Source organism: Rhizobium sp. Root483D2 (genome assembly GCF_001426685.1).
GTDB lineage: Bacteria > Pseudomonadota > Alphaproteobacteria > Rhizobiales > Rhizobiaceae > Pararhizobium > Pararhizobium qamdonense.
Genome location: NZ_LMFB01000019.1, coordinates 72,198 through 96,357 on the forward strand (window position 1 = coordinate 72,198; position 24,160 = coordinate 96,357).

Consider the following 24,160-nt stretch of genomic DNA (forward strand, 5'->3'; position numbering starts at 1 on the left):
GGTCTGGCGTCTCCAAACAAGACGAGTGACCAACCGTTGCGATGCGGGCGTCCCGACCGATAGCCCATCACTCGATCCCCTGTCTTGGGATCATCTCCTGACATTGAAATCGGCGGATCTCAGGCTCGCAAGATGTCGGCCGTAACTGTAGGCGCTGTCCCGCTTGGCGATAGCGCCTTTGAGGCCGCGGAAGCGGGCATTTTCCATAATATGGCGTCGAACCGAAGCTTCAAAGGCAAACAGGACCGACGCCATTGCCGCCCGCTGCACATCGCGGCGGCCTCCGCAATGCGCCGAAATCGGAGTGCCCTTCAGCGCTTCGTCTGGCGGGGGACGAGGTAGGGCTTTTACTTGATCCTTGGGCCCCCGCATCCAGATGTCCCTTCTTCCAGTGCTAGCAGCAGAACAAGTATCGCCTTTTCATGGATGCTTGACCACGCAAGGTGTTCGAATCGGTGGTCAGAAACCCATAGGGATCATCGCTTGCCGGACCGTTCTTGACCTTGCGAAGGATGGTCCATTGAGCGGCATGAATGAACTTTGCGAAATTCGACATTGGCCACATGGGTTGACAACGGACCTCATGTTCATTATTACGAACTCATTCATTATAGTGAACAAAACGGGAGAAGTTCTGTTGAGTGGCCGTGGTGTGGAGCGCGTTCTTGATATGATCGAATGGTTCGCAGCCACGACTGCGCCTGCCGGGCTGTCTGAGATCGCGGCGGCATTGGTGATGCCCAAGTCAAGCGCGCTTCAGATGCTTCAGTCTCTGACAGAGCGCGGCTATATCCAGCGTCTGGACAATGGCGAATACGAGTTGCGCCGTCTGCCAGGCGAGATTTCGGCGGACGGCCGAAACTACGGCGCGCTTATTGCACTGGTATCGCCTTATCTTCTCGAGGCTGTGCAGCAGACCGGAGAAAGCGGCTTCATCGCCGTTCTCGAAGACCAGTCGATCCGCTACCTCAACAAAGTCTTGCCGAAGCGCGAAATATTGTACGACCGGGATATCGTTCCAACGCGCCCGGCGCACAAGGTCGCGAGCGGCATCGTTTTGCTATCGCGCGCAAGCAAGGCGGAAATCGATCGCTACGCGGTGTTGGCATCGCTCACCGAGCAGGAACATTCCAAGCTTCAGGAAGCCATCGCAAGTGCCTTGAGTTCGGGGTTTTATCTCAATCCCATGGGGATTGTCGAAGGTGCGGCGGGTGCGGCCGCTCCGATTATCGGCGCTGACGGCAAAGTTGTCGCCGCATTCAACATATCCGGTCCGCAGGCGCGGTTCGTCTCGAATTCCGACCGCATCAGTCAAGTGGTCCGGGAAGCCGCAGTCGCCGTCAGCGAGGAGCTGGCGCGGCGTGGTCGTCGCTTATCCAAAGGGAGGTAACAATGAAATTAACAACGCTTTCGGTCATGGCCGGGCTGTTTGCTGGCATTGCCGGTTTCGCTCAGGCGCAAGAGGTGCCGGCAGGCTATCCCGCCGACTATTCCAAGATCATCGAAGGGTCTCGCGCCGAATCCGGCCTGATGATCTATTCCAATATGGCCGACAACAACTGGCAGCCGATCCTCAAGGGGTTCAGCGCCAAATACCCCTGGGTGAAGGTCGAGACCATCGACCTGGGTTCGGGCACCGTTCATTCGCGCTGGGAGGCCGAAAAGGGATCGAAATCCCGCACTGCCGATGTGCTTGTCTCAGGTGCAAACGACCGCTGGGCCGCCTATGGCAAAGATGGCTTGATGGAGGATTACAAGAGCCCGGAGATCGCACAGCTGCCGGAATTCGCCTATCCTTATCCTGGCGTCAACGTCCTTTCGACAGACCCGCTGGTCATCACCTATAATGCGGCGCTTCTCCCGGATACGCAGCGGCCGAAGGGCTTTGCCTCGCTGGTTGCTGCTGCGACGGCAGACCCTGACACTTTCACGGGCAAAATTACGACCTATGATGCCGCGCGCAACAGCTTCGGTCTCAGCGCCTGGTGGAGCTACATGGACAAGAAGGGCGAGCAAGGCTGGAGCGACCTTCGCAAGATCGGTCCCATGATCCGTGGCGAAACGTCCGGCGGTCCAATGAACGAAAAGATCGCCACCGGTGAATACCTGATGGGCATTGCCGTTTCCGGCATCACCATCTTCCCGCGTCTGGAGCAGCCAGGCGGCGAAATCCTCGGTTTCGCCTTCCCCGATGACGGCACCATCATGATGTTGCGCGGCATGGGCATTCCGAAGGGCGCAGCCAACCCGAACTCGGCCAAGCTGTTCATTGACTATGCGCTCAGCCAGGAAGGCCAGACGCTGGTCGGCAAGGGTGGTCTCGTGCCTTATCGTGAAGACGTGCCGGAAGACCAGGTTCGTTATACTTTCCAGAAGATCAGCGAAATCGTCGGAAAGGACAACATCATCACTGCCGGTTTCGACCAGCGCCTGATCACCGAAGCGGGTCCCTTCGTCGAGAAGTGGAACGCGGCAATCGCCGGCAAGTAAGCCGAGCCAAGGGGCCGGCTTCCCGTCGGCCCTTCTACCAACCCTGACAGGAAAATTCGATGACGGATATCAGCCACCCCGGCACGGCCGGACGGGGGATGGACCGATCGCGTGCGATCTACTGGGGCGTTGCGGCGCTGACGACGATCCTCGTATTCGGTCCGATCACTCCGATTGTCTTCCAGGCCTTCCTCGACAAGCCGCTCTACGACGATACCGCAGTCATGACGCTTGGCAATTTCACCCGCCTGTTCAGCGAACCGGGCATGGCCGGCGTCTTCGTCAACACGTTGTATTTCGGGGCGCTGACGATGCTTATCGCCCAGGTGTTTGGGGCGGTCATGGCGGTTCTCGTCGGGCGCACCAATCTTCCGGGCCGCAAGTGGCTCGGCGAAATCTTCATCTGGCCGCTCTTCGTCTCGAATCTCGTCATCGCCTTCGGCTGGTTCACCATGTACGGCCCATCCGGCTTTATGACGCTGGCGGCCAAAACCTATCTCGGCGGCGCGCCCTGGAACCTTTACACCGTTACTGGAATGGGCATCGTCGCCGGCCTCAGCCAGGCGCCGCTCACCTATCTCATGTGCCTCGCCGCCGTAACCAAGGCCGATCCGTTGCTGGAGGATGCCGCCCGTTCCACCGGTGCCGGCCCCTTCCGGGCGTTGTTCTCGGTCACCATTCCGATGATCCGTCCCGCGATCATCTATTCGGCCGTCCTCAATTTCGTCGTCGGCATCGAGATGCTAGCAATTCCGCTTCTGTTCGGCGGCCCGTCCGGCATTCAGACGGTCACGACCTTTCTCTACAATGCAGGCATCAATGCCGCCGTGCGCCCGGAATACGGTATCGTCGGTGCCGCCGCCGTGATCCTTTTGATCGTGGTTGCGTTCCTGGTCTGGTTGCAGGGGTTCCTGATGAAGGGGGCCGGCCGTTTCGTCACCGTGCGCGGCAAGGCCAGCCGTCCCTCAACGCTCGATCTCGGCGCCTGGCGCTGGCCGGCCTTTCTCTTCGTCTTCGCCTTTGCCTTCCTGACGATCATCTCGATCTTCGGCGGCATCTTCATGCGCTCGGCGGTCAGTTTCCTGACGCCGCTCATTCCCTTCTGGAAAGTGCTGACGACCGCCAATTTCGAGCATGTGCTCGGATCGGCGAACTATGTGCGCTCCATCGTCAACTCAGTCATGGTTGCGACAATCGGCGCTGCGATCGGCACGTTTTTCATCCTCGTCATCGCGCTCGTCGCACGTCGTTCGGATTTCAAGCACAACCGCGCTCTGGAATATATCGCACTCTTCCCGCGCGCTTTGCCCGGCATCATCGCAGGTCTCGGCTTCTTTTATGCCGTTATCTGGCTGCCTGGAGCAGACGTCATCCGTGGGACGATCGCGGTGCTGATCCTCGCCTTCATGATCCGCTACATCCCGGTCGGCTTCGGCGCCATCGCGCCGGCTCTCGCCCAGGTCGGCGAGGAACTCGACCGCGGTGCGCGCATTTCCGGGGCCGACTGGTGGACGACGGTGACCCGCATCATCGTGCCCATCCTCAAGCCTGCGCTCTTCAGCTGTTACGCGCTGCTGTTCATTCACTTTTTCAAGGAATACGTGACGGCAGCCTTCCTCTATCAGCCGGGGTCCGAAATCATCGGCACCACCATGCTGCAGCTTGTCGCCCAGGGCGACAACGGCCCGGTGTCCGCCCTTGCAACCATCCAAGTCGTCATTACCGCCGCGTTCGTTCTCATCGCACGCCGCGTCATGGGAGCCAAAATCTATGGCTGATCTCGTCCTACAAAACCTCACCATCAAGTACGGCGCCGTCACGGCCGTCGATAATCTCAACATCCACGTCGCGTCGGGCGAGTTCCTGACGCTGCTCGGGCCATCGGGTTGCGGCAAGTCGACGTCGCTGTTTGCAGTTGCCGGTCTCAACCACGCAACATCGGGCACGATCCGTGTCGGCGACCGGGTGCTGTTCGACGGCAACCCGAACAACACGGTGCCGCCGGAAAAGCGCAATATCGGTCTGGTCTTCCAGTCCTACGCGCTCTGGCCGCACAAGACGGTCGCGGAAAATCTCGCTTTCCCGCTGACGCTGCGCAAGATCGGCCGGGCCGAACGTGACGAGCGCATCAAGGAAGCGCTCGGCCTCGTGGAAATGCTGCCTTATGCGGATCGCTATCCGTTTGAACTGTCCGGTGGCCAGCAGCAGCGCGTGGCGCTGGCCCGCGCGCTCGTCTATCGCCCGCCGCTTCTGCTTCTCGACGAACCGCTCTCCAACCTCGACGCCAAACTGCGCGAACGCGCCCGCGTCTGGCTGCGCGAACTGCAGGAGCGGCTGAAGGTCACCACGATCTACGTCACCCACGATCAGGCGGAAGCGCTTGCCGTTTCGGACCGGATCGCAGTGATGAGCATGGGCCGTATGCGCCAGCTCGGCACGCCTCGCGAGATTTACGAGCGTCCCGCGGACAGCTTCGTCGCCGACTTCATCGGATCGTCGAATTTCTTCGATGGCACCATGATCGAAAGCGGAGCGGATACAGCGCGTATCCGCCTGGTCGATGGCAGCGAAATCGCCACGCCGCCCGCACCGGCCGGCGCAAACGGCGCAGTGGTCGTCGCCATTCGCCCGGAAAAGATAGAGCTTGCCAGTGAAACAGGCCCGAACACGATGCGGGTGTCGATCGAGCAGCGGACCTATCTCGGCTCCGTCTGGCAATATGCGGTGCGATCCGGTCCAATCGAATTCCGCATCCAGACACCGGCGGAATTGAAGGAAGACAGCATTCTTGTGCGTGTTCCCAAGGAGCATTGCGCCGTCTTCCCCGACAAGCCCGGCGCGAAGTGAGGTCTTCATGGCAGAGCCTGACAAAACAGTCCGTTTCGATGCCACACGCAAAGGGCCGCTGCACGGCATCCGCGTCGTCGATCTCAGCCGTGTCGTTGCCGGCAACATGCTGTCGCTGCAGCTCGGCGATTTCGGTGCCGACGTCATCAAGGTAGAGCCGCCGCAGGGCGACGCTCTTCGTGAGTGGCGCGACGAAGGGCACTCGCTGCACTGGAAGACGTACGGCCGCAACAAACGCTCGATTGCGCTCAACCTGCGCCAGCCAAAAGCGCTGGACGCCCTCAAGAAGCTGATCGGGAAGGCCGATGTCTTCATCGAGAATTTTCGACCGGGCACGCTGGAGGAAATGGGCCTTTCGCCGAAAAGCCTGCTGGAACTCAATCCGTCGCTGATCATCGTTCGGATCTCCGGCTTCGGCCAGACGGGACCCTATGCCAAGTTTCCGGGATTTGGCACGCTGGTCGAAGCGATGAGCGGCTTTGCCTCACGGACCGGTTTCCCGGATCGCGAGCCGGTTCTTCCTCCGTTGGCGCTGGCGGACATGATCTCCGGCCTGACCGGGGCCAATGCGGTGATGATGGCGCTTTTTGCCCGTGAACGTGGGGACGCGAACGGGCAGGTCATCGACCTTTCGTTGCTGGAGCCGATCTTTGCTTCGCTCGGGCCGGAAGCCTCCATCTATCGTGTCACAGGCAAGGTCAAGCAAAGATCCGGATCCGGTTCCAACACAGTATCGCCGCGAAACGTCTACCTGTGCAGCGATGGCAAATACGTGGCGTTGTCCGGGTCCACGCAGGTGATTGCGATGCGGATTTTCGACATTGTCGGACGCCCCGAGATGAAAGACGATCCGCGTTTCTCCAGCAATATGGAGCGTGTCAGACACAGGGAACTGGTGGACGAGGCACTCGGAGCGTGGTTCGTGACCCGCAGCCGCGACGATGCCCTGGCGGCGATGCGTGCGGCCGGTGCGACCGTCGGTCCGGTCTATGACATTGCCGACATCAGCACCGACAAGCACTTCGCCGAACGCGGGATCGTCGTGGAAGTCGAGGATGCCGATCTTGGCAGCATTCCCCAGCATAATATCTTCCCGCGCTTCTCCGCGACGCCCGGCGTCTTTCGTCATCCGGCACCTGACGTCGGCGAGCAGACGGACGCCATTCTCAAGGAAATCGGGCTGACGCCGGGTGATCTGGAAGGTGACGAATGATCGCCTCGCTTCTCTATGTTCCCGGCAACGCACCCCGGTTTCTGGAAAAGGCCGGTACGCGCAGCGCCGATGTCGTGATCATCGATCTGGAGGACGCGGTGCCGGAAGGCGCCAAGACCGGAGCGCGTGAAGGCCTGGCAAAGTGGGTGCCCGAGATCAAGCGCAGCGGCTGTCAGGTTTTCGTTCGGGTCAATCAGTCGGACCGGATCATCGACGATTCCGTTGCGGCGACGCTTGCCGGTGCCGACGCGCTTTACATCCCCAAGGTCAACAGCGCGGACAGTCTCGTCCGGCTTGCTGAAAGCCTTGTCTCACATGAGCAAGGCCGTAGCCCGATCGCCTTCGTGCCCTTGATCGAGGACATGAAAGGCCTGTTTGAGGTGCGGACCATCGCCCATGGGCCGCGTGTGACAGGACTGACATCCGGCGGAGAAGACCTCGCGACCGCGATGAACGCCAAGCCGACGCCGGAGGTTCTGCGCTATCCCAAGCTGATGATCCATTACGCAGCCAAGGAGGCCGGTATCCTGTCCTTCGGCATGCTGCGGACGACGGTCGATTTTGCCGACAAGGATGCGCTCCGTGCAGCGGCGATTGAAGCGCGTGATTTCGGCTTCGATGGTGCGACCTGTATCCATCCCTCCGTCGTGCCGATCCTCAACGAATGTTTTGCGCCCACGCCGGAAGAGATCGCCTGGGCCCGAAAGGTGGTCGCAGCCAATGAGACAGAGGCCGAAGCCGGGCGCGGCGCTTTCATGCTCGACGGCAAATTCGTCGATGCGCCAATCGTGATGCGAGCAGCAAATCTTCTTGCCAGAGTTGAGAAAGGATGGGCTATCTCATGACCCATGACATGATCCAGGGGGCGCAGCACGGCCAGCGTGGCCGGCGAATCCTCGTCACCCATAACAAGATCGCTGAAAAAGCGATCCAGCTGCTGAATGAGCACAATATCGACGTGTTCTTCTCGCCGCCCTACGATCCGTCCGGCGTGGTCGCCAAACGCGCCGCCGACCTCGGGATCGACGGAATGATGGTGCGCCAAGGCCGCATCACGCAGGAGGTTATTGCTGCGTCGGCCAATCTGAAGGTGATCGCCAAGCATGGCGTCGGTATCGACAATGTCGATATCGCGGCGGCGGCGAAACTTGGCATTCCGGTGTTGAGGGCGATGGGTTCGAACTCCCGCGCTGTGGCGGAACACACGATCGCGCTGGCTCTGAGCCTCATCAAAGAAGTGCTGCCGCTCGACAAGGCGGTCAAGGCCGGCGAATGGCCGAAACCGACCTTCACCGGCAAGGATTTCCTCGGCGCGACGATTGGCCTGATCGGGTATGGCGGGATCGGCCGCGAGACAGCCCGCATGGCAGAGGCGCTGGGCATGGAGGTAGTCGTTCACGATCCCTTCGCGCCGGGGGCGGCCGAAGCCGACGGCTTCGCGTCCGCAACGGACATCGACGCCATGCTGCCCTCGCTCGATATTCTCAGTATTCATTGCCCGCTGACGGCGGCAACACGCGACCTCATCGACGCGCGCCGTCTTGCCCTAATGAAGAAAAGCGCGGTGCTCGTCAACACGGCCCGGGGCGGGATCATCAACGAGGCGGCACTTGCCGGGGCGCTGGCCGCCGGAACGGTTGCGGGGGCAGCTTTGGACAGTTTCGCCACCGAGCCGCCCGCCGTCGATAGCCCGCTCTGGGCCTTGAACACGCTGATCGCGACCCCGCATATCGGCGGCGTGACCTATGGCTCGGCCGAATCGATGGCCGTGATCGCCGCGCGGCACATCATTAGTGTTCTTGACGGCAATGCGCCGGACGAACACTCGATCGCCCATCCAACCGAACTCTCTGCCTGAGGTATCCATGACTTACGGATTTCGCGTCAAACTGAACTGGGATCGCATCGAGCCGGCGCTTGTCGAATCCTTTCGCAGCCTCCCCGTGGCCAATGTCAGCGATTCCATGTCGCGCATCTGCGCGCTCGGCACAGGAATGCGGCCGATGCATCGGTCGGGCAATCTCGCCGGTCCGGCGTTGACGGTGCGGACCCGTCCGGGCGACAACCTGATGCTGCACAAGGCGATCGACATGGCGCAGCCAGGCGACGTGATCGTTGTCGATGCGGCTGCGGACATGGCCAATTCCCTGATGGGCGAGCTGATGCTGGCCCACGCCATCCGCCGCGGTGTGGCCGGCTTCGTACTCAACGGCGCGATCCGTGACGCCGAGGCGTTTCTGGAACGTAACGTTCCCATCTTTGCGGTCGGCGTGACCCATCGTGGTCCTTATCGGACGGGACCGGGAGAAATCGGCCTGCCGATCGCGATCAACGGCACTGTCATCGAACCAGGCGACCTCATCCTGGGCGATTTCGATGGCGTCGTGTGCGTCCCGAAGGCCGATGCGCCGGACATCCTTAAAAGCACTATCAAGAAACATGACGCTGAAACGAAGCAGATGGCCGAGACGCAAGCCGGCACGCTCGCCCGGGAATGGGTCGATCAGGCGCTGAAAGAGGCAGGGTGCGAGTTTATCGCGTAGCGCATGGAAAGAGCGAGATTAATTGGCAAATGTAGCCTGGAGAAAATTACGGCTTTTAGCTCCGGGCGCGTTTGAAGAAGAACGGGACCGGTTTCCACCGCGCTTGAATCCTTGGACAGGTGAACAATTCGATGGCGGTCAAACGCCATCGAACGCTGCGATTTGCGATGCTCACACAATTTTCAGTCCAGGTCGTGGACGTTCTTCCAACCTTGGCTGATTTGGTTAGCTTGAAGATAGACGCGAGTGACAGCGACGTCACCCTGCAGCCTTATTTCCGGAAGCATCGTAGGGTTTCTGATCCCTCGCCTGCGCAATGCAGATACGAGCGCGTATCGGACGGCGAAAGAACAATTGCCAGTGATAAAGCTAAAGCCGAAGGGGAATGGATCACCCGCCTCCGCGCTACCCCTGCAACCCGGCCAGCCGTTCGGATCGGGGGCTGACCCGCAGAGCAAGCCGGACGGCAATTTCGCGTTTCCAATTGGCGAGAATCGTTGCAGCTCCATTCAGCTTTGACTTATCATAGTAAGTATTGAATTACGCATTTATGTAGTGATTGCAGGCTTAAGTTTATCGCGGTGATCTATTTTACAAGCCTCTGTTTCATCAGGCCCCCGCAACCAAACACAACAAAAAGCCCGCTCGGTAAATCCGGCGGGCTTTTTGGCGTTTCGGCTTTCCTGAGATGGCTGGCTCATGGCAGGCATCCTTTCGACGAAATCTCGTTGCGGTTTAAACCTGTGCACGGCATAGGTTTTCGGATTGTTGTTCCGGAGCTTTGCCGATGCCGCTTGCCAGTCTCGCCATGTATGCCAGTCCTTTTCCGGTCGCTGAGGCGACGCGGCTGTTCTGGGTGGCGTTGGCCGGACGTATCCGTGCTTTCGGGCTCGATGCGCCGGAGGCGTTGAACGGCGATATCCGTTACGACGAGGCCTGGCTCCGGCCCGACCTGCTGTTTGGCCAGACCTGCGGATATCCTTATGTCCAGCATCTGCGCGGCAAGGTGCAGCTGCTGGCGTCGCCCATCTATGGGCTGCCCGGTTGCGACGGGCCGTTGAAATGCAGCTTCATCATCGTCAATGCCAACGCGCCGGTGCAATCGATCGAAGAATTGAGAGGCGCGCGGGCGGCCATCAACGAACCCGGCAGCAATTCCGGCTACAACCTGTTCCGGGCCTTCATCGCGCCCCATGCTGTGGAGGGCCGTTTCTTTTCCTCGGTTACGGAGACCGGCGGCCACGGGAGAAGTATCGATGCGGTTTCGAGCGGAGAGGCGGATGTCGCGGCGATCGACTGCGTGACCTTCGGCAATACGCTGCGCTTTGATCCCGATCGCCTCGCCGGTGTCCGCATTCTCGCGGAAACAGCGAAAGGACCGGGCCTGCCCTTCATCACTTCTGCCGCCACGCCGGCGAACGATCTCATGATCCTGCGCCGCGCGTTGGCGGAGACCATCGCCGACCCCGCGCTCTCTCAGGTCTGCGATACCCTTTCGCTTCGCGGCATCCGTGTTCTCGGCGATGCCGATTACGAAGTGCTGGCAGAATTTGAGCGATATGCCGTGCACCATGGCTATCCTGTTATCGCTTAAGGCATGGCTGCTTGAAGGCGGCGGTTGACTTGGGCTTGGCAGTTTGCGGGACGGCAGGCTGCGCTTCCGTAGGGGAGTGGGGTCAAGCACTGGGTTGGCCGGAGGCAAATTCGGGATCAACCGGGTTTACCGGCTCGCCGGGACGAGATTGGAACGTTCCCCGTCGATACGCTCGGTGACCTCGATCGACCAGCCCCTGCAACGGCAGGATGATGAACGCTGACGGCCGTAAAGTGGTGCTGCCTTGTAAAGCCGGGCGGGCAGTGAATGTCATGAAATGTTCCTCCGACCGTGAGCGCTCGACCCAAGGTGAAGGTGCCCGTCAATGCGATGGAGGGATTAAATCCAACAACCTATCAAATATATAGATTACTATTTGCCGTTTGGAGCTGATAACGCAACCAGTTTTCCGTTTTAGGCACCGCTTCGGCAAAGCCATGTGGTGCAGTTCGTGATGTCGTCCTTTTGCGGCCAATGCTGGAAGCCAGTTCGGCCCAGCCCGCCTTATCACCGACGCTGATCACTTCCCAATCGGAAACTGAAAGTTTAAACCAGCAAAAATCTGCCAGCGGGGTGCGCCGGGGCCGTCGTGCCAGATTGTGTATTGCGGTTCGATGAAGGCGTTCATGGTGATGCCATTTTCGAGCTGGAAGACTTTGCCGATGCCGAAGCCGACCGGGATGTAGCTGGTGCCCGCTTCCATGTTGAAGTTCCAGGTGGCTGTAGATCGAAGATAAAAGCCCTGGTCGAGGTTGATGTTGACGATGGGCTGGACCGTCAGGAGGTTTACGCCGTCACGCAGATCGCTGCCGGCAAAGGATGCCTGGTAGGTCACAAGCCCGCCGAGCAGGCCCCAGCTTTGCGGTGCAACGATGACGCCCGCAGCCCCGGCCTGCCATTTGCCGCTGCCGAGTTCATCCGCCGTTGCTGTGGGCAGGACGAGGACGGGACCGGCCGCGAGCGTGACATCGCCGATCTTGGGAAGCATGAACAGGTCGATGAGGGTGAGATCGCCAATGCCCGTCACATAACCGCCGGATGCCTGCGGCGATGTGGCGATGGGCAGGGTGAAGCGGATCAGCTGCGGCAGGCCGAAGACATCGGATGGTATCAGGCCGCGCAGCAGGAACTGGTTGGCGTGCTTGTCCTGCGGCACGTCGATGAATTCCGGAATGTAGAAATTGTGGAAGTTGATGGTGATCTTCGGTGTCAATGGGTTGTTTGCCGCGTTAATGTCCTCGTGCTCGTGGGCGGCTGCGGCCGCGACCATGCAGAGACCTGCAAACGCCGCCCACACGATCCGATCCAGCTTCATCGCACGTCTCCCTCTGTCACCGGATGGGAGCTAAGCACGCAGCGCAAGCGAGCGGGAGTACGTTACGGTAACAGCGTCTGTAACAAGGCGGATGCATGCGGGCAGCACGTAACAATCCGGCCTGTTACCGTAACGTACTTACCTGCGCCGGCAGCCGGAGTACACTTTCGGCATGACAACCTGTCAGGGGCGGCAGCAAGCCGATGGGGCATTTCAGCGATATATCCCCGCAAGGGGCCGGACAGCGCGGCTTGTGGCGGCTGATGCTCAAGCTGCCTGCCATACGCGGCGGCCTGCAGCTTCTGATTGTCAAACGGCCTTCGCTGGTTGAACTCTGCCAGGCCTATGAAGACGCCTGTGTCACGCTTCAGCGTTTGCGTGCAGAGCCCGGCGACGTGAATTGCCCGAGGATCAGGGAATACGAGACGATTTGTTTAGAGATCGAAACCGAGGTCATCGCCTGTTGCCTGGAATTTAAAGCGTCCCACGATCAGTGAGGCCCGTTTCGATATCTTACATCGGCGGCTTCCTGCGAAGAATGGCGCTTCACCGTCACACCATTCGAGCCGTCACACGGCGTATTTCAGAACACCTGCAGACCGGCTCTCCTGCAACTTTCATCCGAAATTTTGGTATCAGCGTGCCGGAATAGGTCATCTTTATCGTGAAGTTTCATTTTATTAGCATTCTGGGTTGCAACTTATTGCCATTGGCGCGATAAATTCGTCTGTTCTGCTCAGGGTAGAGTTGACGGAGGCGTCTATGAACACCGCAGACCAGCCGGCATCATCGCGCGAAATCTCACATGTCAAGGCAAAGGCCGAACTCGCCCGTTTGTGCGACGACCCACGCTTTCGCGGCACCGACAGGACGCGAAGCATCCTGCGTTATCTGGCGCAGCGCCGTTTCGAGGGCAATGATGACAGCGTGAAAGCCTATTCCGTCGCCATCGACGTCCTCGGCCGGACCTCGGATTTCGATCCGGCGACAGACCCGATCGTGCGCATCGAGATGAGCAGACTGCGTCTGGCGCTTTCGCAATATTATGAGGCATTCGGGGATGAAACGGACGTTTCCATCGCGCTTCCCAAAGGTCATTATGTCACGGTTTTTACCGCCATGGCGGAACAGCCAGCTGGAGCGGATGACCGTGAAAACATTGAAGCACCCTGCTTAGGCGGCGACGTTTCAGTCCACACATCTCCACCGGCGGGCGATACCGTGGAACAGCCGTCCGTCCCGGAACACCTGGCTTTGGCACACCCGGCTCCAAGCGGCGCTCCCCGGCAGGGCGGGCGGCATGGTTGGAGCGTTGCCGTGGGCATCGGCCTGATCGTTGCCGTGGCCGCTCTATGGCAGCTTTTTCTCCCTGCCACGATCACGCTGAAGCCGACGGTGCTGGTCACGGTAACCGCCGATGACGAGCGCATGGCAGGTGAAGCGAGCCAGACGCGCGACATGCTTTTGACGGCGCTCACGCAGTTTCAAACATTGATCGTGGCGAGCGGTTCAGCGCCTGATCATGTCTTTCACACTGCGATGCGTTCCTTCCCGCAAAACGCCTATACGATCGATCTGAAATATTATTATGCCGGCGAAAAGACGCCGCAGGTCCGGTGGCAGGTCATCAGCGCCCGTGGCGGCAAGCTGCTTGCGTCAGGATCCGAAAGCCTGCAGCGGGATGACAACAGCCCTCTCGTGGCGCGGTACGATCTGGTGAAAACCCTGTCGCGGCGGTTTGCGACGAGCCGGGGCATCATCAACACGATCGAAGCCAATGAGAGTCCTCAGGACGCGCTTGGAAACGCCTGTGTGCTGCGGGCCGAGCGCGAACTCGATGCCGGGCGGATCCATGATCTGGCAGCGTCCTCCTCCTGCCTGATCCGCACGATCGCCGTTGACCCGGCAAACACGGACGCCATCGCGGCGCTGTCGCGGGTAACGACAGCGCAAGCCGGCGGGCGGCCGGACAAGGCGGTGACAGAACGGTCCGTGGAATTGGCACGGCAAGCCGTGACGCTGACGCCGCTTTCCGACCGGGCTCAGATTGCTTTGATGATGGTACAGTTTTACGGCGGCCGCACCGAGGCGGCCGTCAATGCGGGGCGCCGCGCATTGGAGCTCAATCCGAACAATCCGGAGGCGGCCGCCAAGCTGGCGATGGTGCTGTTCACGTCCGGTGGCTGGGAGGCGGCGGTGGCGCTGGCGCAGGATGCCACGCATGGGATCGATGTCGTTCCGCGCGACGCATCGCTGGTCCTTGCCATGGATGCCTATCGCCGTGGCGACTGGACGTCCGCATCGGCGCTGTCCGAAAAGATCAACGATGGCGGCTTTACGACGGGAATGCTCAGAGCTGCGTCGCTCGGCGAGATGGGATCGCCGCAGGCCGCCGACAGCCTTGCCGATCTCCGGTCGATCATTCCCGACTTCGAGAACCGCTATTTGGAAATCATGGCCGCGCGCCGCTACGATCCAATACTTGCGGCGTCTTTTGCGCAAGGGCTCGAAAAGGCCGGCGCGCGCATCGTGCCGCGAAATATCGCAAGCGCCTTCTAAGGCGGGTTGTTACATGTAAATGCGCCGCTGTTACCGTAACGTACTTGTTACGGTGGCTCGCTCTGCCACTCTCGCAGCCATGACTAAGCGGCGGGAGCAATGCGATGAAACGGCTGGCTTCATATCTCGTGACGGCATCCATGGTTGCGACATCGGCGGCGGCAGGTCCGGGTGTGATCACCACATCCGTCAATTTCAGATCAGGGCCGGGCACCGGTTATGCAAGTCTCGGCAAGATCACCGAGGGTGCAAAGGTCGATGTGTCCGAATGCGATGCAAGCGGCGCCTGGTGTGCGGTGACGTTTGATGGGCGCAAAGGCTTTGTCAGTGGCAAATATGTCGAACAGGCCGACCCGCAAAAACCGAACTGGCCGCGCAGCTTCACCACCGGCAATGGCGCAACGCTCACGCTTTTCCAGCCGCAGATTACCGGCTGGCCTGACTTCACGACGCTGAATGCGTTGATCGCCACGGAATTCAAGGCAACGGCGCAGGCAAAGCCGATCTATGGCGTGATCGGCGTCAGCGGCAGAACCGTGGCTGACGATGCCACGGACGAGGTGGTGCTCACCGATGTCACCGCGACACAGGTCGATTTCTCGACGCTCGATCGCAAGGAACTGACGGACCTTGCCATCGAGGTCGGCAAGATCATGCCGGCCGGTCCCATCACCCTGTCGCAGGAGCGGCTGACGGCGAGCCTTGCCGATTATCAGCGTCTTGCCGATGTCAACGGCATTAAATCCGATCCGCCGCATATTGCTGTCAGCACCGATACCGCCATTCTCGTCCAGACCGATGGCAAGGCGGTTCTGTCGCCGGTGAAAGGCGTCGAAGGGCTGCAGTTTGTCGTCAACACGAACTGGGACATCTTCAAGACAGCCGATCCCGATGGCGCTTATGTCCTGCGCGACGAAAAGAGCTGGCTGACATCAAAGACACTCGATGGCACCTGGGAGGCGGCAGTCCAGCTTCCGGCGATCCTGTCTCAATTGCCGGATGACGAAAGCTGGAAGGATGCCAAGGCTGCAATACCGGCTGCGCCGTTCCAAGGCGGAAAAGTGCCGCGTGTCATTTATTCTGCTTTGCCGGCGGAGATGGTTCTGTTTGACGGCCAGCCGGCACTCGAGGCCGTTCCCGGCACCGGCCTTGAATGGGCATCGAACACGACGAGTGACGTGTTCTTCCATAAGGCCAGCGAGACCTGGTATGTGCTTTTGTCCGGACGCTGGTTTTCCGCAGCCAGCCTGGATGGACCCTGGACATTTGCAACACCGAGCCTTCCTGCCGATTTCCAGAGCATTCCCGACGACGCGCCCTATTATCAGGTGCGGGCTTCCGTTCCGGGCACTTCCGAAAGTGCCGAGGCGCGTCTGAAGGCCAGTATTCCGCAGATGGCGCGCGTGGCGACCGATGGTTCGGTAAAGGTCGATGTGAGCTATAGCGGCGATCCGAAGTTCGAACCGATCGACGGCACGGCACTTGCCTATGCTGTGAATTCCAACGAGCAGGTCATCAAGGTCGGCGAGACCTATTTCGTTTTAAAGGACGGCGTCTGGTTCACCGGAACCTCGCCGTCCGGGCCATGGACGGTCGCAAAGGCGGTTGCCGAGGAGATCTACAAGATCCCGCCGTCCTCGCCCGTCTACAACGCCACCTATGTGCGGGTCTATAACACGGCGCCTGACGCGGTCTGGTTCGGTTACACGATGGGCTATCTCGGTGCCTATCTCGCCTGGGATACGTTCGTTTACGGAACCGGTTGGGCCTATCCGCCCTATTGGGATTTCGGCTGGGCCGGGGGTGGTTACTGGCCCTATTATCCGCGTCCGCTGACCTATGGCGTCGGCGCCTTCTACAATCCCGTCTATGGCACCTTCGGGCGCTACGGATATGCCTATGGACCCTACCGGGGCATCGCCGGGGGATCGGCATACAATCCGCGGACGGGGACCTATATCCGGGGCGGGGCGGTGGCCGGGCCAAATGGTGCACGCGGTTTCGTGGCGGCCTACAATCCGCGCACCGGCAATGCCGGTTTTGCACGCGGAGGCCAGAATATATATGGTTCGTGGGGGACGGCCGGCGTGAAGCATGGCTCCGATTTTGCGCGCATCTCAGGCGGAGCGACCGGCAATGCCGCAGGCATGAACTGGCGCACCTCGGACGGAAACCACGGCTTCGTCGCGGCAGGCAAGGGCGGTGATGTCTATGCGGGCCGGGATGGAAACGTCTACCGCAAGGATGATGGCCAATGGCAAAAGCATACGGATGACGGCTGGAAGCCGGTCAACCGCCCGAATGCGGAAACGCTGAAAGATCACGGTCAGAATTTTCAAGACAGGCATCCGGATGCAGCCGGCAAAATCCGCAACGATGCACAGATCAGGCCCGGCCGGCAGCCGGATGCCCAGCCGGGGCAGCGCGCACGTCAGGCTCGCGAAAGGGCGCCAGACCATCTTGCCATCGACAGGGCGGGCCGCCAGATCGGCAACCAGCGGGAATTGCGGCATGATTTCGGGCGTCAGGATATCGGCCAGTTCCGGGGTGGTGGCGGCAATTTCCGGGCGCATGAATTCAGCGGCATCCGGGCGGGAGGCTTCCATGGCGGTGGCGGCGCGCGCTTCCGGCGCCGGTAGATGGCGAAACAAGCAATGGGGGTAATGACGATGGGAACAGGCAACAGAACGATCGCAGGGTTGGCGCTCGCCGGTGCGGTTTCGTGCCTGGCATTGCCTGTGCAGGCAGCGGAGGGCGGGGCAGGGTTCTATCTGCTTGGCTCGAAAGGACCTGCAGCCGCGATCATGCCGCCACCCGGCGTGTTTTTCCAGAATGATCTCTATCTCTACTCAGGCGAACTGGGCGGCGGCACCCAGCTTCCGACAGGCGGCAAAATCGCTGTCGGGGTCGATGGTAAGGCAGCCATCGAAATTCCGACTTTCATCTGGGTTCTGCCGGAAGACGTGATGGGCGGGCGTTTGGGATTGTCAGCCTCGCTCCCGGTCGGCTGGAAGGAGACATCCGCCGACCTCACACTCAACCGGCCGCTTGGCGGCGTGATATCGGGATCGACCACGGACGCCGTCTTTACCGTCGGAGACCCAATTGTCAGCGGCTTTGTCGGCTGGGAGGCCGGCAATTTCCACTATCAGATCGGCACGCTGGTGAACGTCCCGATCGGCGATTATCAGGACGGCGAAATCTCCAATATCGCGTTCCATCATTGGGGCGCAGACGTATTTGCAGCCGCGACCTGGCTTGACCCGAACATCGGGCTCGATCTCTCCGGCGTCATCGGCATGACCTTCAACGCCGAAAATCCGGCCACCGATTACCGGACCGGCAACGAGTTCCATTTCGAATGGGCTGCAGTCCAGCATTTCAACGAGCAGTTCGATGCAGGCCTTGTCGGGTACTACTACAAGCAGGTCACCGGCGACAGTGGCGAGGGTGCCGCGCGGCCGTTTAAGGGCGAGGTGGCAGCCATCGGCGCGACCATCGGCTGGAACCTGAAAATCGGCGAATTGCCCGTCTCCACCCGCATCAAATATTTCCACGAATTTGCCGCCGACAACCGCGCCGAGGGCGATTCGGTGATCTTGACCATCTCGATGCCCCTGGCGATTACCCAGCCCGCAAGTTCCCGGTAAGCCAGCGAAACGGATGCAGGGGTGTGGAAGCTTTTCACGCCGCGATCAGGGAACAGCAACAGCCTCGGGGAATTTCCACGTACCGTCGAGTATCTCTGGGCGCGGCCTATAAAGCCGCACCATGTAGTTCCAGCCGGAAACCGTCGGCAGGCAGTTGACGGTTTTGCTGCCGCAGGCGCCGAACTGGATCGTGTTGCCGCCGTCCGCATTGCTTTTTGCCGTGATGTTGTTGATCGTGTATGCGCCCAGCGCATTCTTCTCGTAAAAGCCGTCCCTGTTGTAGACGCTCACGGACCAGAAGCCGTCCACCGGCACATCCTTCACGTTCAAGGTATAAACCGTTTTACCGTCGTTTTTGGTTGGCGCGAAATTGAGGTAGGTCGCGTCCTTCGGGGGATTGGCACCCCAGGCGGATGCCGAACCGATCAGCCTTTGAACGGGATCGACCTGGTCCTTCGTTCCAAATGCCTTGGACGTGTCCTTGATCGTCGCCGCAAGCACGAGAAGTGCCTCGCGGATTGTCTTTTGAGCTTGCTTGTCCCATTTGGGAGTGTCGAACGTACCGGGACCACCGGGCTGCTCAGCCTTCATCGCATCCTGCAACATGTGCGCCGCTTTCAGATCCTCGGGATTGGTGGGATCAACCAGCGTCCGGACGGCCGTCACGACATAGCGCGTGCCGATCGCCTCTTTCCTGATCGTGTGATTGACCGGCGCATAAAGAGCCGGAAGCGTGTAATGATCTTCCGTGATCAGCTGCAGCGACATGAACCGCTTGCCGGCATCCGGCAGAGTGATGGTGACCGGTCCGGCATCCAGGTCAAAGACCGCAGCGGAATAAAGCGTATCGCGGTTTTGACGGATGACCTTTTGGCTGTCGACCGGGGAGAGTTCGCGGTTATGAAAGAATTTTCCAAAGCCGTCATCCTGCAGGGCGATCGCGCTGAAATACTGGTCGGACTCCGCCCGGATAAAATTCTCGACAGTCACGGGTACGGCATCCGCCGCCATTGACGGCAGGCTGGAGAGCGTCATGAGCGCGGCGACGCCCGGTGTCAAAATCTTCGTGGCGCACTTCATCATCATGGTCTCCTGGGAGCTATCGGTTTCCAAGTGCCGGGCCTGATCATTCGTGGACATGGACGATGTCCGGAAGCACCCATGTCTTGTCGAACAGGGCTTTTGTCGGAGCATAAAGCCGGAACATGACCTCAAATGTTCGCTGAGGGTCCGTCGGTATCCAGTTGCTGTCCTTGCCATGGGGAGCCTTCGGCCCGACGAAAATATCGACGGTTCCGTCCGGGTTCTCTTGCAATTCGGCAACCTGGGACGAACGGCTTGCCCGATCCACATTGCGGATGAGGGCATGGGTTTGGCGGTCATAGGCAGTGAGCGACCAGTATTGCTGGACAGGGACGTTGGCGGGGACCGTCAGCCGGTAGGTCTTTGAACCGTCAAAGTCGTGGCCGTCCTTGTCCTTGATGGAAATCAAGTAGAATTGGCCTGTGCCCAACCGCTTCAGGCCGACGAAAGCATAGCTATATGCCATGCCCCTCAGATCGACCGGATAGGCATCCGGCCCGCCATAGGCCGCCTGCGCGCTTTTGACCAGCTCCGGGTTGGCAGCATAGTTCCACTTGCTGTTCTCATAGAAAGGGATCAGGCCGGTGTCGTATTTTTCCTCCAGCCATGCGTGGCCTTCCTTGGCACCCGCACAAGCAACCTGGTCACGGCCGGTGCCGGAGAAAAGGGCTTTCCCTTTTCGATGCCAAGCGATTTGAGTTGGCCGATCATCACGCGGTCGCGCGTGAGCCAAGGCTCGGACTGGATGATCCGGTCAAGAGACGCGTAGAAGCTGGCATCGTACCGGATGGTCGAATCGAAGATGACGCCTTCCGCATCCGTGAACACTGTCTCCGGCGGTTTCTCAGCCTCAGACAGCGGGTAAATCTTCAAGCGCTTGGCATATCGAACCGATTTGGCGACATCCGCATCGCTATGGCTGGCCAGATTTGACCGCAGGAGGGCATAACCGCCGAAGGTATCCGACTGCAGCGGGATATAACCGTCTGGTATCGTTCCGGAATAATCCGGCGGCAGGACGAGATATTTGCCGCCTTTGCCCTGGTCTGCGCCGGATGGCCCTGCATCCTCAAGCGCCATTTGCCAGACATTGACGATGTTGCCGTTGATCGAACCGCTATCATCCGCCGGCGGGACTTCAATGACGACAGGACCCTTCCTCGTGTCCGTAAACGCCATCACATAGATCGCATCCGGATTGGGCGTCAGGGTCTGATTGTGCCAGTCGAGCGGTTTTGACCAGTAGACGATTTCATTGACCTTCGCTTTGGTCTTGGTCAGAGCCTCTTGCAGCATCAGATCGTAGTTGACGGCCGGGATACCCCAGATGACGGCCTCGACCGCGCGGCGTTCGATGGTCCGCTCGCTAAGTTCCTGCGGTGTGAAAGCCCAGCCTGCCGAAGGCATGAGCGCCAGAGCCGCCATCATCAAAACAGACTTTTTCACTGTCATCTCCCGTTTGAAAGTTGTGGCGGTCTCCTAGCCCAACTTTGCGGATGCTGAACGGTCATTCGAACGCATAGATTTTCTTCCAATCCGCCTTCATATCGACCAGCAGCCAGTTGCGCGCCTCAGCTTCATCCATGGCCTTGTCGAGCTTACCGAAGGCAGACCGGCGGTCGTAGGCAAATTCCCGGTCGCCATCCGTGTGATGAATGATCATGCCGAAGCCCTTTTGCGGACCGCCTGTGACCCAGCGGAGCATTTCGTAGTCGCCATCCGAATTTCCGGCGACGAAGATGGGGCGGCGGCCGATGAATTTGTTGATGCCTGCGGGTTTGCCTGGGCCATCATCGATGAAGTCGATCTTCGGCAGCCTGTTGAGAACAGGCACGTCACCGGCGAGCGCGTATTCGGTCGCGATGGTGCTGCCGATCACCTGTTCGGGCGGAATACCGTAGGCGGCTTGCGTGATCGGGCGCATGAACTCGACGCCGCCGCCGGAAACGATATAGGTCTTGAAGCCGTTGGCGCGCAGATAGTCGAGCAGTTCGCGCATCGGCAGGAACGTGACCTCGTTATACGGCTTGTGGAATTTCGGATGCCTGGCCGTGGCGTACCAATCCGTGACGATCTTGGTGAACGCGTCGCTCGTCATTCCGGCATGGGTCGTCATGCCGAGTTCGACGATGCCTTTCTCGCCGCTCTCGGCGAGGCCCTTCAGGTCGCCGGCCAGAATGGATTTAAAAGGTTCCTTCTCCCCCCATTCCGGATGCTGTGGTGCGAGCGCCTTCACCCGGTCCAGCATGAAGCCGAGCTGGAAATAGAAGGGCTGCTCCGACCAGAGCGTGCCGTCATTATCGAAGACGGCGATGCGGTCTTCGGGCTTGACGAAGCCATCCCCACCCTCGGTCGTCACTTTCGTCACGAAATCGACTATGGCCTCGCGGGATTTCCCCGCATTCCAGGATGGCAGGCCGTCGGCCAGAACGGACAGTGGGGCGAGCAGCACGATGAGCAGGGCGCGAAGGATGAGGTTCATGATCGGTCCAATCAGGGGCTGGGTCTCTTGATGCAGCGGAAGCCCACATGGCTGGTGGAGGTATCCTCCGGCTCAGCGTGGCGGGCTGCGGGGCGATAGCGGCGGCAGTAATTTGGGGCGCAGAGATGCGACCCGCCCTTGAGAACGCGGCGCGGAATGCGGATATCCAGCTGGCGCGGATCGTAGCTTGCCTCGATGGCAGCGCCGCGCGGGTTTTGCGGAATGCAGCAGGACTTTGCCGCAGGCTCCGGGTGCCGCGTCGACCAGTAGTCGGATGTCCATTCCCAGACATTGCCGATCATGTCGTACACGCCATAGCCGTTGGGCGGGAACGTGCGGACCGGCGAGGTGCGATCCTTGCCTGCAGGTTTCGTGCTGTGGGTCGGGAAAGTCCCCGCCCATGTGTTGGCCATGGCAATGCCACCGGGCGTCAGTTCGTCACCCCAGGCAAACTCGGTGTCATCGCCGCCCCCGCGCGCGGCCAGCTCCCATTCGGCCTCGGTGGGAAGATCGAGCCCCGCCCATTCGGCATACGCACGGGCGTCGCAATGGGCGATGTGGACGACGGGATGGTCGAGCTTGCCGCGCAGGTCGCTCAAGCCGCCATAGGGCCTGCGCCAATTGGCGCCGAATTTGAAATTCCACCACTGGCTGATATCAGGGCCATTGAGGGTTTTCGGCGGCGTGAAGACGAGAGAGCCTGCTTTCAGCATCGTTGAAAGCGCACCGGGATAGTCCTTCGGGTCGGGCGCTTTCTCGGCAAGCGTGACATAGCCGGTCGCCTTGACGAATTCAGTGAAGCTTCTGTTGGTCACCGGCGTCGCCTGGATCCAGAAGCCGTCCACCTTGACCGGATGCGCGGGTGCCTCCTCCGGATAGTGGCTGTCGGAGCCCATTATAAAGGTGCGGCCGGGTATCCAGGCCAGATCTTCGTCTGCGGCCTGCTTTGCCGTCGGAAAAGCCAGTGTCATCGCCGTCTCCGCATCCTGATGCCAGAGCCTCGTACGAGGCTCTAAAGCATTGCCGAGAGAGAAGGGCGGCGGAAGTACGTTACGGTAACAAGGACGCGTACAGGGCGTAAACGTGGCGTAAATGCCGCCGCGTCCGGCGGTGGATCAGATATCGGTGCTTGAGACGTTCAATTGCGGAAGGCCGCCGGCATGGCGGTGAACGTGTGATGAGGGAACGGCTTTAGGGGCTTTGCGGATGGCGTTCGCCAAAGCCGCGCGGTTCAAGCTGGGGTAATCGGGACCAGAGCCGAAAAGCGTGCGCTGAAGCGTCTCGGTTTCCCGTGCGGCGTCCTGGTTGCCTGTTGTGGCAGCCCAATGTGTGATCGTGCCATATCCTGCACTTTTCGCCCAGTCGTCGAGGCATTTATAGATCGTCATGGGATCGTCGCGGCGCACCGAGGCGAGAAGGTGTTTCCGTTTTTGGTGCAGGGAATTTTGTCTCGCTTGCCTAAGCGCCACCCATTTCCGCCGCACCCAGGGATATGCTTTAACGGATAGCCATGCTGCAACGGCAAGGGCAAGAATGGCTGCGGCGATGAGCAAAGCTGGCTTTGATCGCCATCCCCGATCTGTTGCTTCCGTCTGCTCGACCTGTGGAGCAAGACCAGTCGTTGCCGGTGCAGATTTGCTGACCTTGACCACCGTGGCTGGAAGATCGGCCAATTGGCTTGACTGCGTCTCCACGTCAAACCAGGGATAGGACACCGCGGGGATTTCGAATGTGCCTTCGGCCTCTGCGACATAGGTGATCGTCTCAATCCGTGTGCTGCCCGTGGTGCGGTCTTCGGCCTGAGCGCCATCGGCGAGTTTCGGGGATGCCGGGTACGGCTTCAAACCCGGTGCGGCTGCTGATGGTATGGCGGGGATCATCATTGCCTGCGTGTTTTCGGCAAATATCGTGATTGTCCGGACAATGGCGTCTCCGGCTTTCAAACTGGAGGGGTCGCGGTCGAAGGATTGCCCGATCGTCAGGCCGCGCGCCGCAAATATAGGGGATGCCGCAGTGCCGCCAGGCGCTGCCTCCACGGTGAAACGCACTGCAGGCAACGCTGTTTCCCCTGCGACCGGCTTGCCGTCCTGCGAGTAGCCGAGCGTGATCACCACAGGCGGCAGGGTGAAGGTGCCCGATGTCTCCGGGATCACGGCATAAGTTCGCCGTATGCCCGCATATTGAACGCCGTCGATGGTCTCGACCATGTTCTGGGCGCGGTCATCGGGCAAGGTGACGATGGCATCCGGCACATCGAACAGCGGAAACTGGGGCGGCGACGTGAAAAAGTCCGGCACCAAGATATCGACATCGATCAGCACCTGCTGGCCGGGAACGATCCGGCCCGTGCTCTCCATTTTTGCTCGCGCGAATGGTTCTACTGC

20 protein-coding genes are annotated in these 24,160 nt (G+C 60.2%); 13 read left to right on the forward strand and 7 right to left on the reverse strand.

From position 1 onward, the window contains the following. Positions 1–529: 529 nt before the first annotated feature. The 9 genes from ASD32_RS16590 (at position 530) to ASD32_RS16630 (ending at position 10,687) form a co-directional block, all read left to right on the forward strand. Positions 530–1,390 carry a helix-turn-helix domain-containing protein gene (locus ASD32_RS16590; protein ID WP_244490198.1) on the forward strand — a complete coding sequence of 287 codons (861 nt, stop codon included), beginning with the start codon at positions 530–532 and terminating at the stop codon, positions 1,388–1,390. A gap of 2 nt (positions 1,391–1,392) precedes the next feature. Further along, entirely contained in the window at positions 1,393–2,490 is a 1,098-nt protein-coding gene (locus ASD32_RS16595; protein WP_060639157.1) for an extracellular solute-binding protein, read from the forward strand. 59 nt (positions 2,491–2,549) lie between these two features. Beyond that, on the forward strand, positions 2,550–4,268 hold the full coding sequence (locus tag ASD32_RS16600; RefSeq protein ID WP_060639158.1) for an iron ABC transporter permease: 1,719 nt from the start codon (positions 2,550–2,552) through the stop codon (positions 4,266–4,268). Then, positions 4,261–5,337 carry an ABC transporter ATP-binding protein gene (locus ASD32_RS16605; protein WP_060639159.1) on the forward strand — a complete coding sequence of 359 codons (1,077 nt, stop codon included), beginning with the start codon at positions 4,261–4,263 and terminating at the stop codon, positions 5,335–5,337. Before ASD32_RS16600 ends, ASD32_RS16605 begins: the two co-directional genes overlap by 8 nt. A gap of 7 nt (positions 5,338–5,344) precedes the next feature. Beyond that, a complete protein-coding gene (locus tag ASD32_RS16610) occupies positions 5,345–6,550 on the forward strand; it encodes a CoA transferase (protein ID WP_060639160.1) in 1,206 nt (401 codons plus the stop codon). Beyond that, positions 6,547–7,395 carry a CoA ester lyase gene (locus ASD32_RS16615; RefSeq protein WP_060639161.1) on the forward strand — a complete coding sequence of 283 codons (849 nt, stop codon included), beginning with the start codon at positions 6,547–6,549 and terminating at the stop codon, positions 7,393–7,395. Before ASD32_RS16610 ends, ASD32_RS16615 begins: the two co-directional genes overlap by 4 nt. Continuing rightward, a complete protein-coding gene (locus ASD32_RS16620; protein WP_244490184.1) occupies positions 7,392–8,408 on the forward strand; it encodes a hydroxyacid dehydrogenase in 1,017 nt (338 codons plus the stop codon). Before ASD32_RS16615 ends, ASD32_RS16620 begins: the two co-directional genes overlap by 4 nt. 7 nt (positions 8,409–8,415) lie before the next feature. Continuing rightward, on the forward strand, positions 8,416–9,093 hold the full coding sequence (locus ASD32_RS16625) for an RraA family protein (protein WP_060639162.1): 678 nt from the start codon (positions 8,416–8,418) through the stop codon (positions 9,091–9,093). A 787-nt stretch (positions 9,094–9,880) separates the two neighbouring features. After that, positions 9,881–10,687 (forward strand): PhnD/SsuA/transferrin family substrate-binding protein, encoded by an 807-nt coding sequence (locus ASD32_RS16630; RefSeq protein WP_060639163.1) that lies wholly within the window; start codon positions 9,881–9,883, stop codon positions 10,685–10,687. 520 nt (positions 10,688–11,207) lie between these two features. On the opposite strand, the gene ASD32_RS16635 is transcribed toward ASD32_RS16630, so the two are convergent. Beyond that, the gene (locus tag ASD32_RS16635; protein WP_060639164.1) at positions 11,208–12,002 is read right to left on the reverse strand and encodes a hypothetical protein; all 795 of its coding nucleotides are present in this window, start codon (positions 12,000–12,002) and stop codon (positions 11,208–11,210) included. A 203-nt stretch (positions 12,003–12,205) separates the two neighbouring features. On the opposite strand from ASD32_RS16635, the gene ASD32_RS16640 reads away from it, so the two are divergent. The 4 genes from ASD32_RS16640 to ASD32_RS16655 all read left to right on the forward strand — a co-directional run bounded on the left by ASD32_RS16640 (position 12,206) and on the right by ASD32_RS16655 (position 18,211). Continuing rightward, entirely contained in the window at positions 12,206–12,499 is a 294-nt protein-coding gene (locus ASD32_RS16640; RefSeq protein ID WP_060639165.1) for a hypothetical protein, read from the forward strand. A gap of 265 nt (positions 12,500–12,764) precedes the next feature. Further along, on the forward strand, positions 12,765–14,561 hold the full coding sequence (locus ASD32_RS16645; protein ID WP_060639166.1) for a hypothetical protein: 1,797 nt from the start codon (positions 12,765–12,767) through the stop codon (positions 14,559–14,561). 104 nt (positions 14,562–14,665) lie between these two features. Beyond that, positions 14,666–17,200, forward strand: coding sequence for an SH3 domain-containing protein (locus tag ASD32_RS16650; RefSeq protein ID WP_060639167.1), 2,535 nt, complete (start codon positions 14,666–14,668; stop codon positions 17,198–17,200). Continuing rightward, positions 17,201–18,211 (forward strand): transporter, encoded by a 1,011-nt coding sequence (locus ASD32_RS16655; protein ID WP_244490185.1) that lies wholly within the window; start codon positions 17,201–17,203, stop codon positions 18,209–18,211. 45 nt (positions 18,212–18,256) lie between these two features. On the opposite strand, the gene ASD32_RS16660 is transcribed toward ASD32_RS16655, so the two are convergent. The 6 genes from ASD32_RS16660 to ASD32_RS16680 form a co-directional block, all read right to left on the reverse strand. Beyond that, on the reverse strand, positions 18,257–19,351 hold the full coding sequence (locus tag ASD32_RS16660; protein WP_348270742.1) for a DUF1254 domain-containing protein: 1,095 nt from the start codon (positions 19,349–19,351) through the stop codon (positions 18,257–18,259). After that, positions 19,338–19,760 (reverse strand): DUF1214 domain-containing protein, encoded by a 423-nt coding sequence (locus ASD32_RS31015; RefSeq protein WP_348270743.1) that lies wholly within the window; start codon positions 19,758–19,760, stop codon positions 19,338–19,340. Before ASD32_RS31015 ends, ASD32_RS16660 begins: the two co-directional genes overlap by 14 nt. Positions 19,761–19,870: 110 nt before the next feature. Further along, on the reverse strand, positions 19,871–20,740 hold the full coding sequence (locus ASD32_RS31020; RefSeq protein ID WP_348270744.1) for a DUF1254 domain-containing protein: 870 nt from the start codon (positions 20,738–20,740) through the stop codon (positions 19,871–19,873). A 61-nt stretch (positions 20,741–20,801) separates the two neighbouring features. Next, positions 20,802–21,776, reverse strand: coding sequence for an HAD family hydrolase (locus tag ASD32_RS16670; protein ID WP_060639168.1), 975 nt, complete (start codon positions 21,774–21,776; stop codon positions 20,802–20,804). A gap of 11 nt (positions 21,777–21,787) precedes the next feature. Then, positions 21,788–22,747: a formylglycine-generating enzyme family protein gene (locus ASD32_RS16675; RefSeq protein WP_060639169.1), complete on the reverse strand. Its 960-nt coding sequence runs from the start codon at positions 22,745–22,747 to the stop codon at positions 21,788–21,790. A gap of 144 nt (positions 22,748–22,891) precedes the next feature. Next, entirely contained in the window at positions 22,892–24,133 is a 1,242-nt protein-coding gene (locus tag ASD32_RS16680) for a BatD family protein (RefSeq protein ID WP_060639170.1), read from the reverse strand. Between the last annotated feature and the right edge of the window lie 27 nt (positions 24,134–24,160).

Coding starts and splice junctions, on each gene's coding strand:
- ASD32_RS16590 (WP_244490198.1), top strand. CDS start 530: ATGAATGAACTTTGCGAAATTCGACATTGGCCACATGGGTTGACAACG.
- ASD32_RS16595 (WP_060639157.1), top strand. CDS start 1,393: ATGAAATTAACAACGCTTTCGGTCATGGCCGGGCTGTTTGCTGGCATT.
- ASD32_RS16600 (WP_060639158.1), top strand. CDS start 2,550: ATGACGGATATCAGCCACCCCGGCACGGCCGGACGGGGGATGGACCGA.
- ASD32_RS16605 (WP_060639159.1), top strand. CDS start 4,261: ATGGCTGATCTCGTCCTACAAAACCTCACCATCAAGTACGGCGCCGTC.
- ASD32_RS16610 (WP_060639160.1), top strand. CDS start 5,345: ATGGCAGAGCCTGACAAAACAGTCCGTTTCGATGCCACACGCAAAGGG.
- ASD32_RS16615 (WP_060639161.1), top strand. CDS start 6,547: ATGATCGCCTCGCTTCTCTATGTTCCCGGCAACGCACCCCGGTTTCTG.
- ASD32_RS16620 (WP_244490184.1), top strand. CDS start 7,392: ATGACCCATGACATGATCCAGGGGGCGCAGCACGGCCAGCGTGGCCGG.
- ASD32_RS16625 (WP_060639162.1), top strand. CDS start 8,416: ATGACTTACGGATTTCGCGTCAAACTGAACTGGGATCGCATCGAGCCG.
- ASD32_RS16630 (WP_060639163.1), top strand. CDS start 9,881: ATGCCGCTTGCCAGTCTCGCCATGTATGCCAGTCCTTTTCCGGTCGCT.
- ASD32_RS16635 (WP_060639164.1), bottom strand. CDS start 12,002: ATGAAGCTGGATCGGATCGTGTGGGCGGCGTTTGCAGGTCTCTGCATG.
- ASD32_RS16640 (WP_060639165.1), top strand. CDS start 12,206: ATGGGGCATTTCAGCGATATATCCCCGCAAGGGGCCGGACAGCGCGGC.
- ASD32_RS16645 (WP_060639166.1), top strand. CDS start 12,765: ATGAACACCGCAGACCAGCCGGCATCATCGCGCGAAATCTCACATGTC.
- ASD32_RS16650 (WP_060639167.1), top strand. CDS start 14,666: ATGAAACGGCTGGCTTCATATCTCGTGACGGCATCCATGGTTGCGACA.
- ASD32_RS16655 (WP_244490185.1), top strand. CDS start 17,201: ATGGCGAAACAAGCAATGGGGGTAATGACGATGGGAACAGGCAACAGA.
- ASD32_RS16660 (WP_348270742.1), bottom strand. CDS start 19,351: ATGTCCACGAATGATCAGGCCCGGCACTTGGAAACCGATAGCTCCCAG.
- ASD32_RS31015 (WP_348270743.1), bottom strand. CDS start 19,760: ATGGCATATAGCTATGCTTTCGTCGGCCTGAAGCGGTTGGGCACAGGC.
- ASD32_RS16670 (WP_060639168.1), bottom strand. CDS start 21,776: ATGAACCTCATCCTTCGCGCCCTGCTCATCGTGCTGCTCGCCCCACTG.
- ASD32_RS16675 (WP_060639169.1), bottom strand. CDS start 22,747: ATGACACTGGCTTTTCCGACGGCAAAGCAGGCCGCAGACGAAGATCTG.
- ASD32_RS16680 (WP_060639170.1), bottom strand. CDS start 24,133: ATGGAGAGCACGGGCCGGATCGTTCCCGGCCAGCAGGTGCTGATCGAT.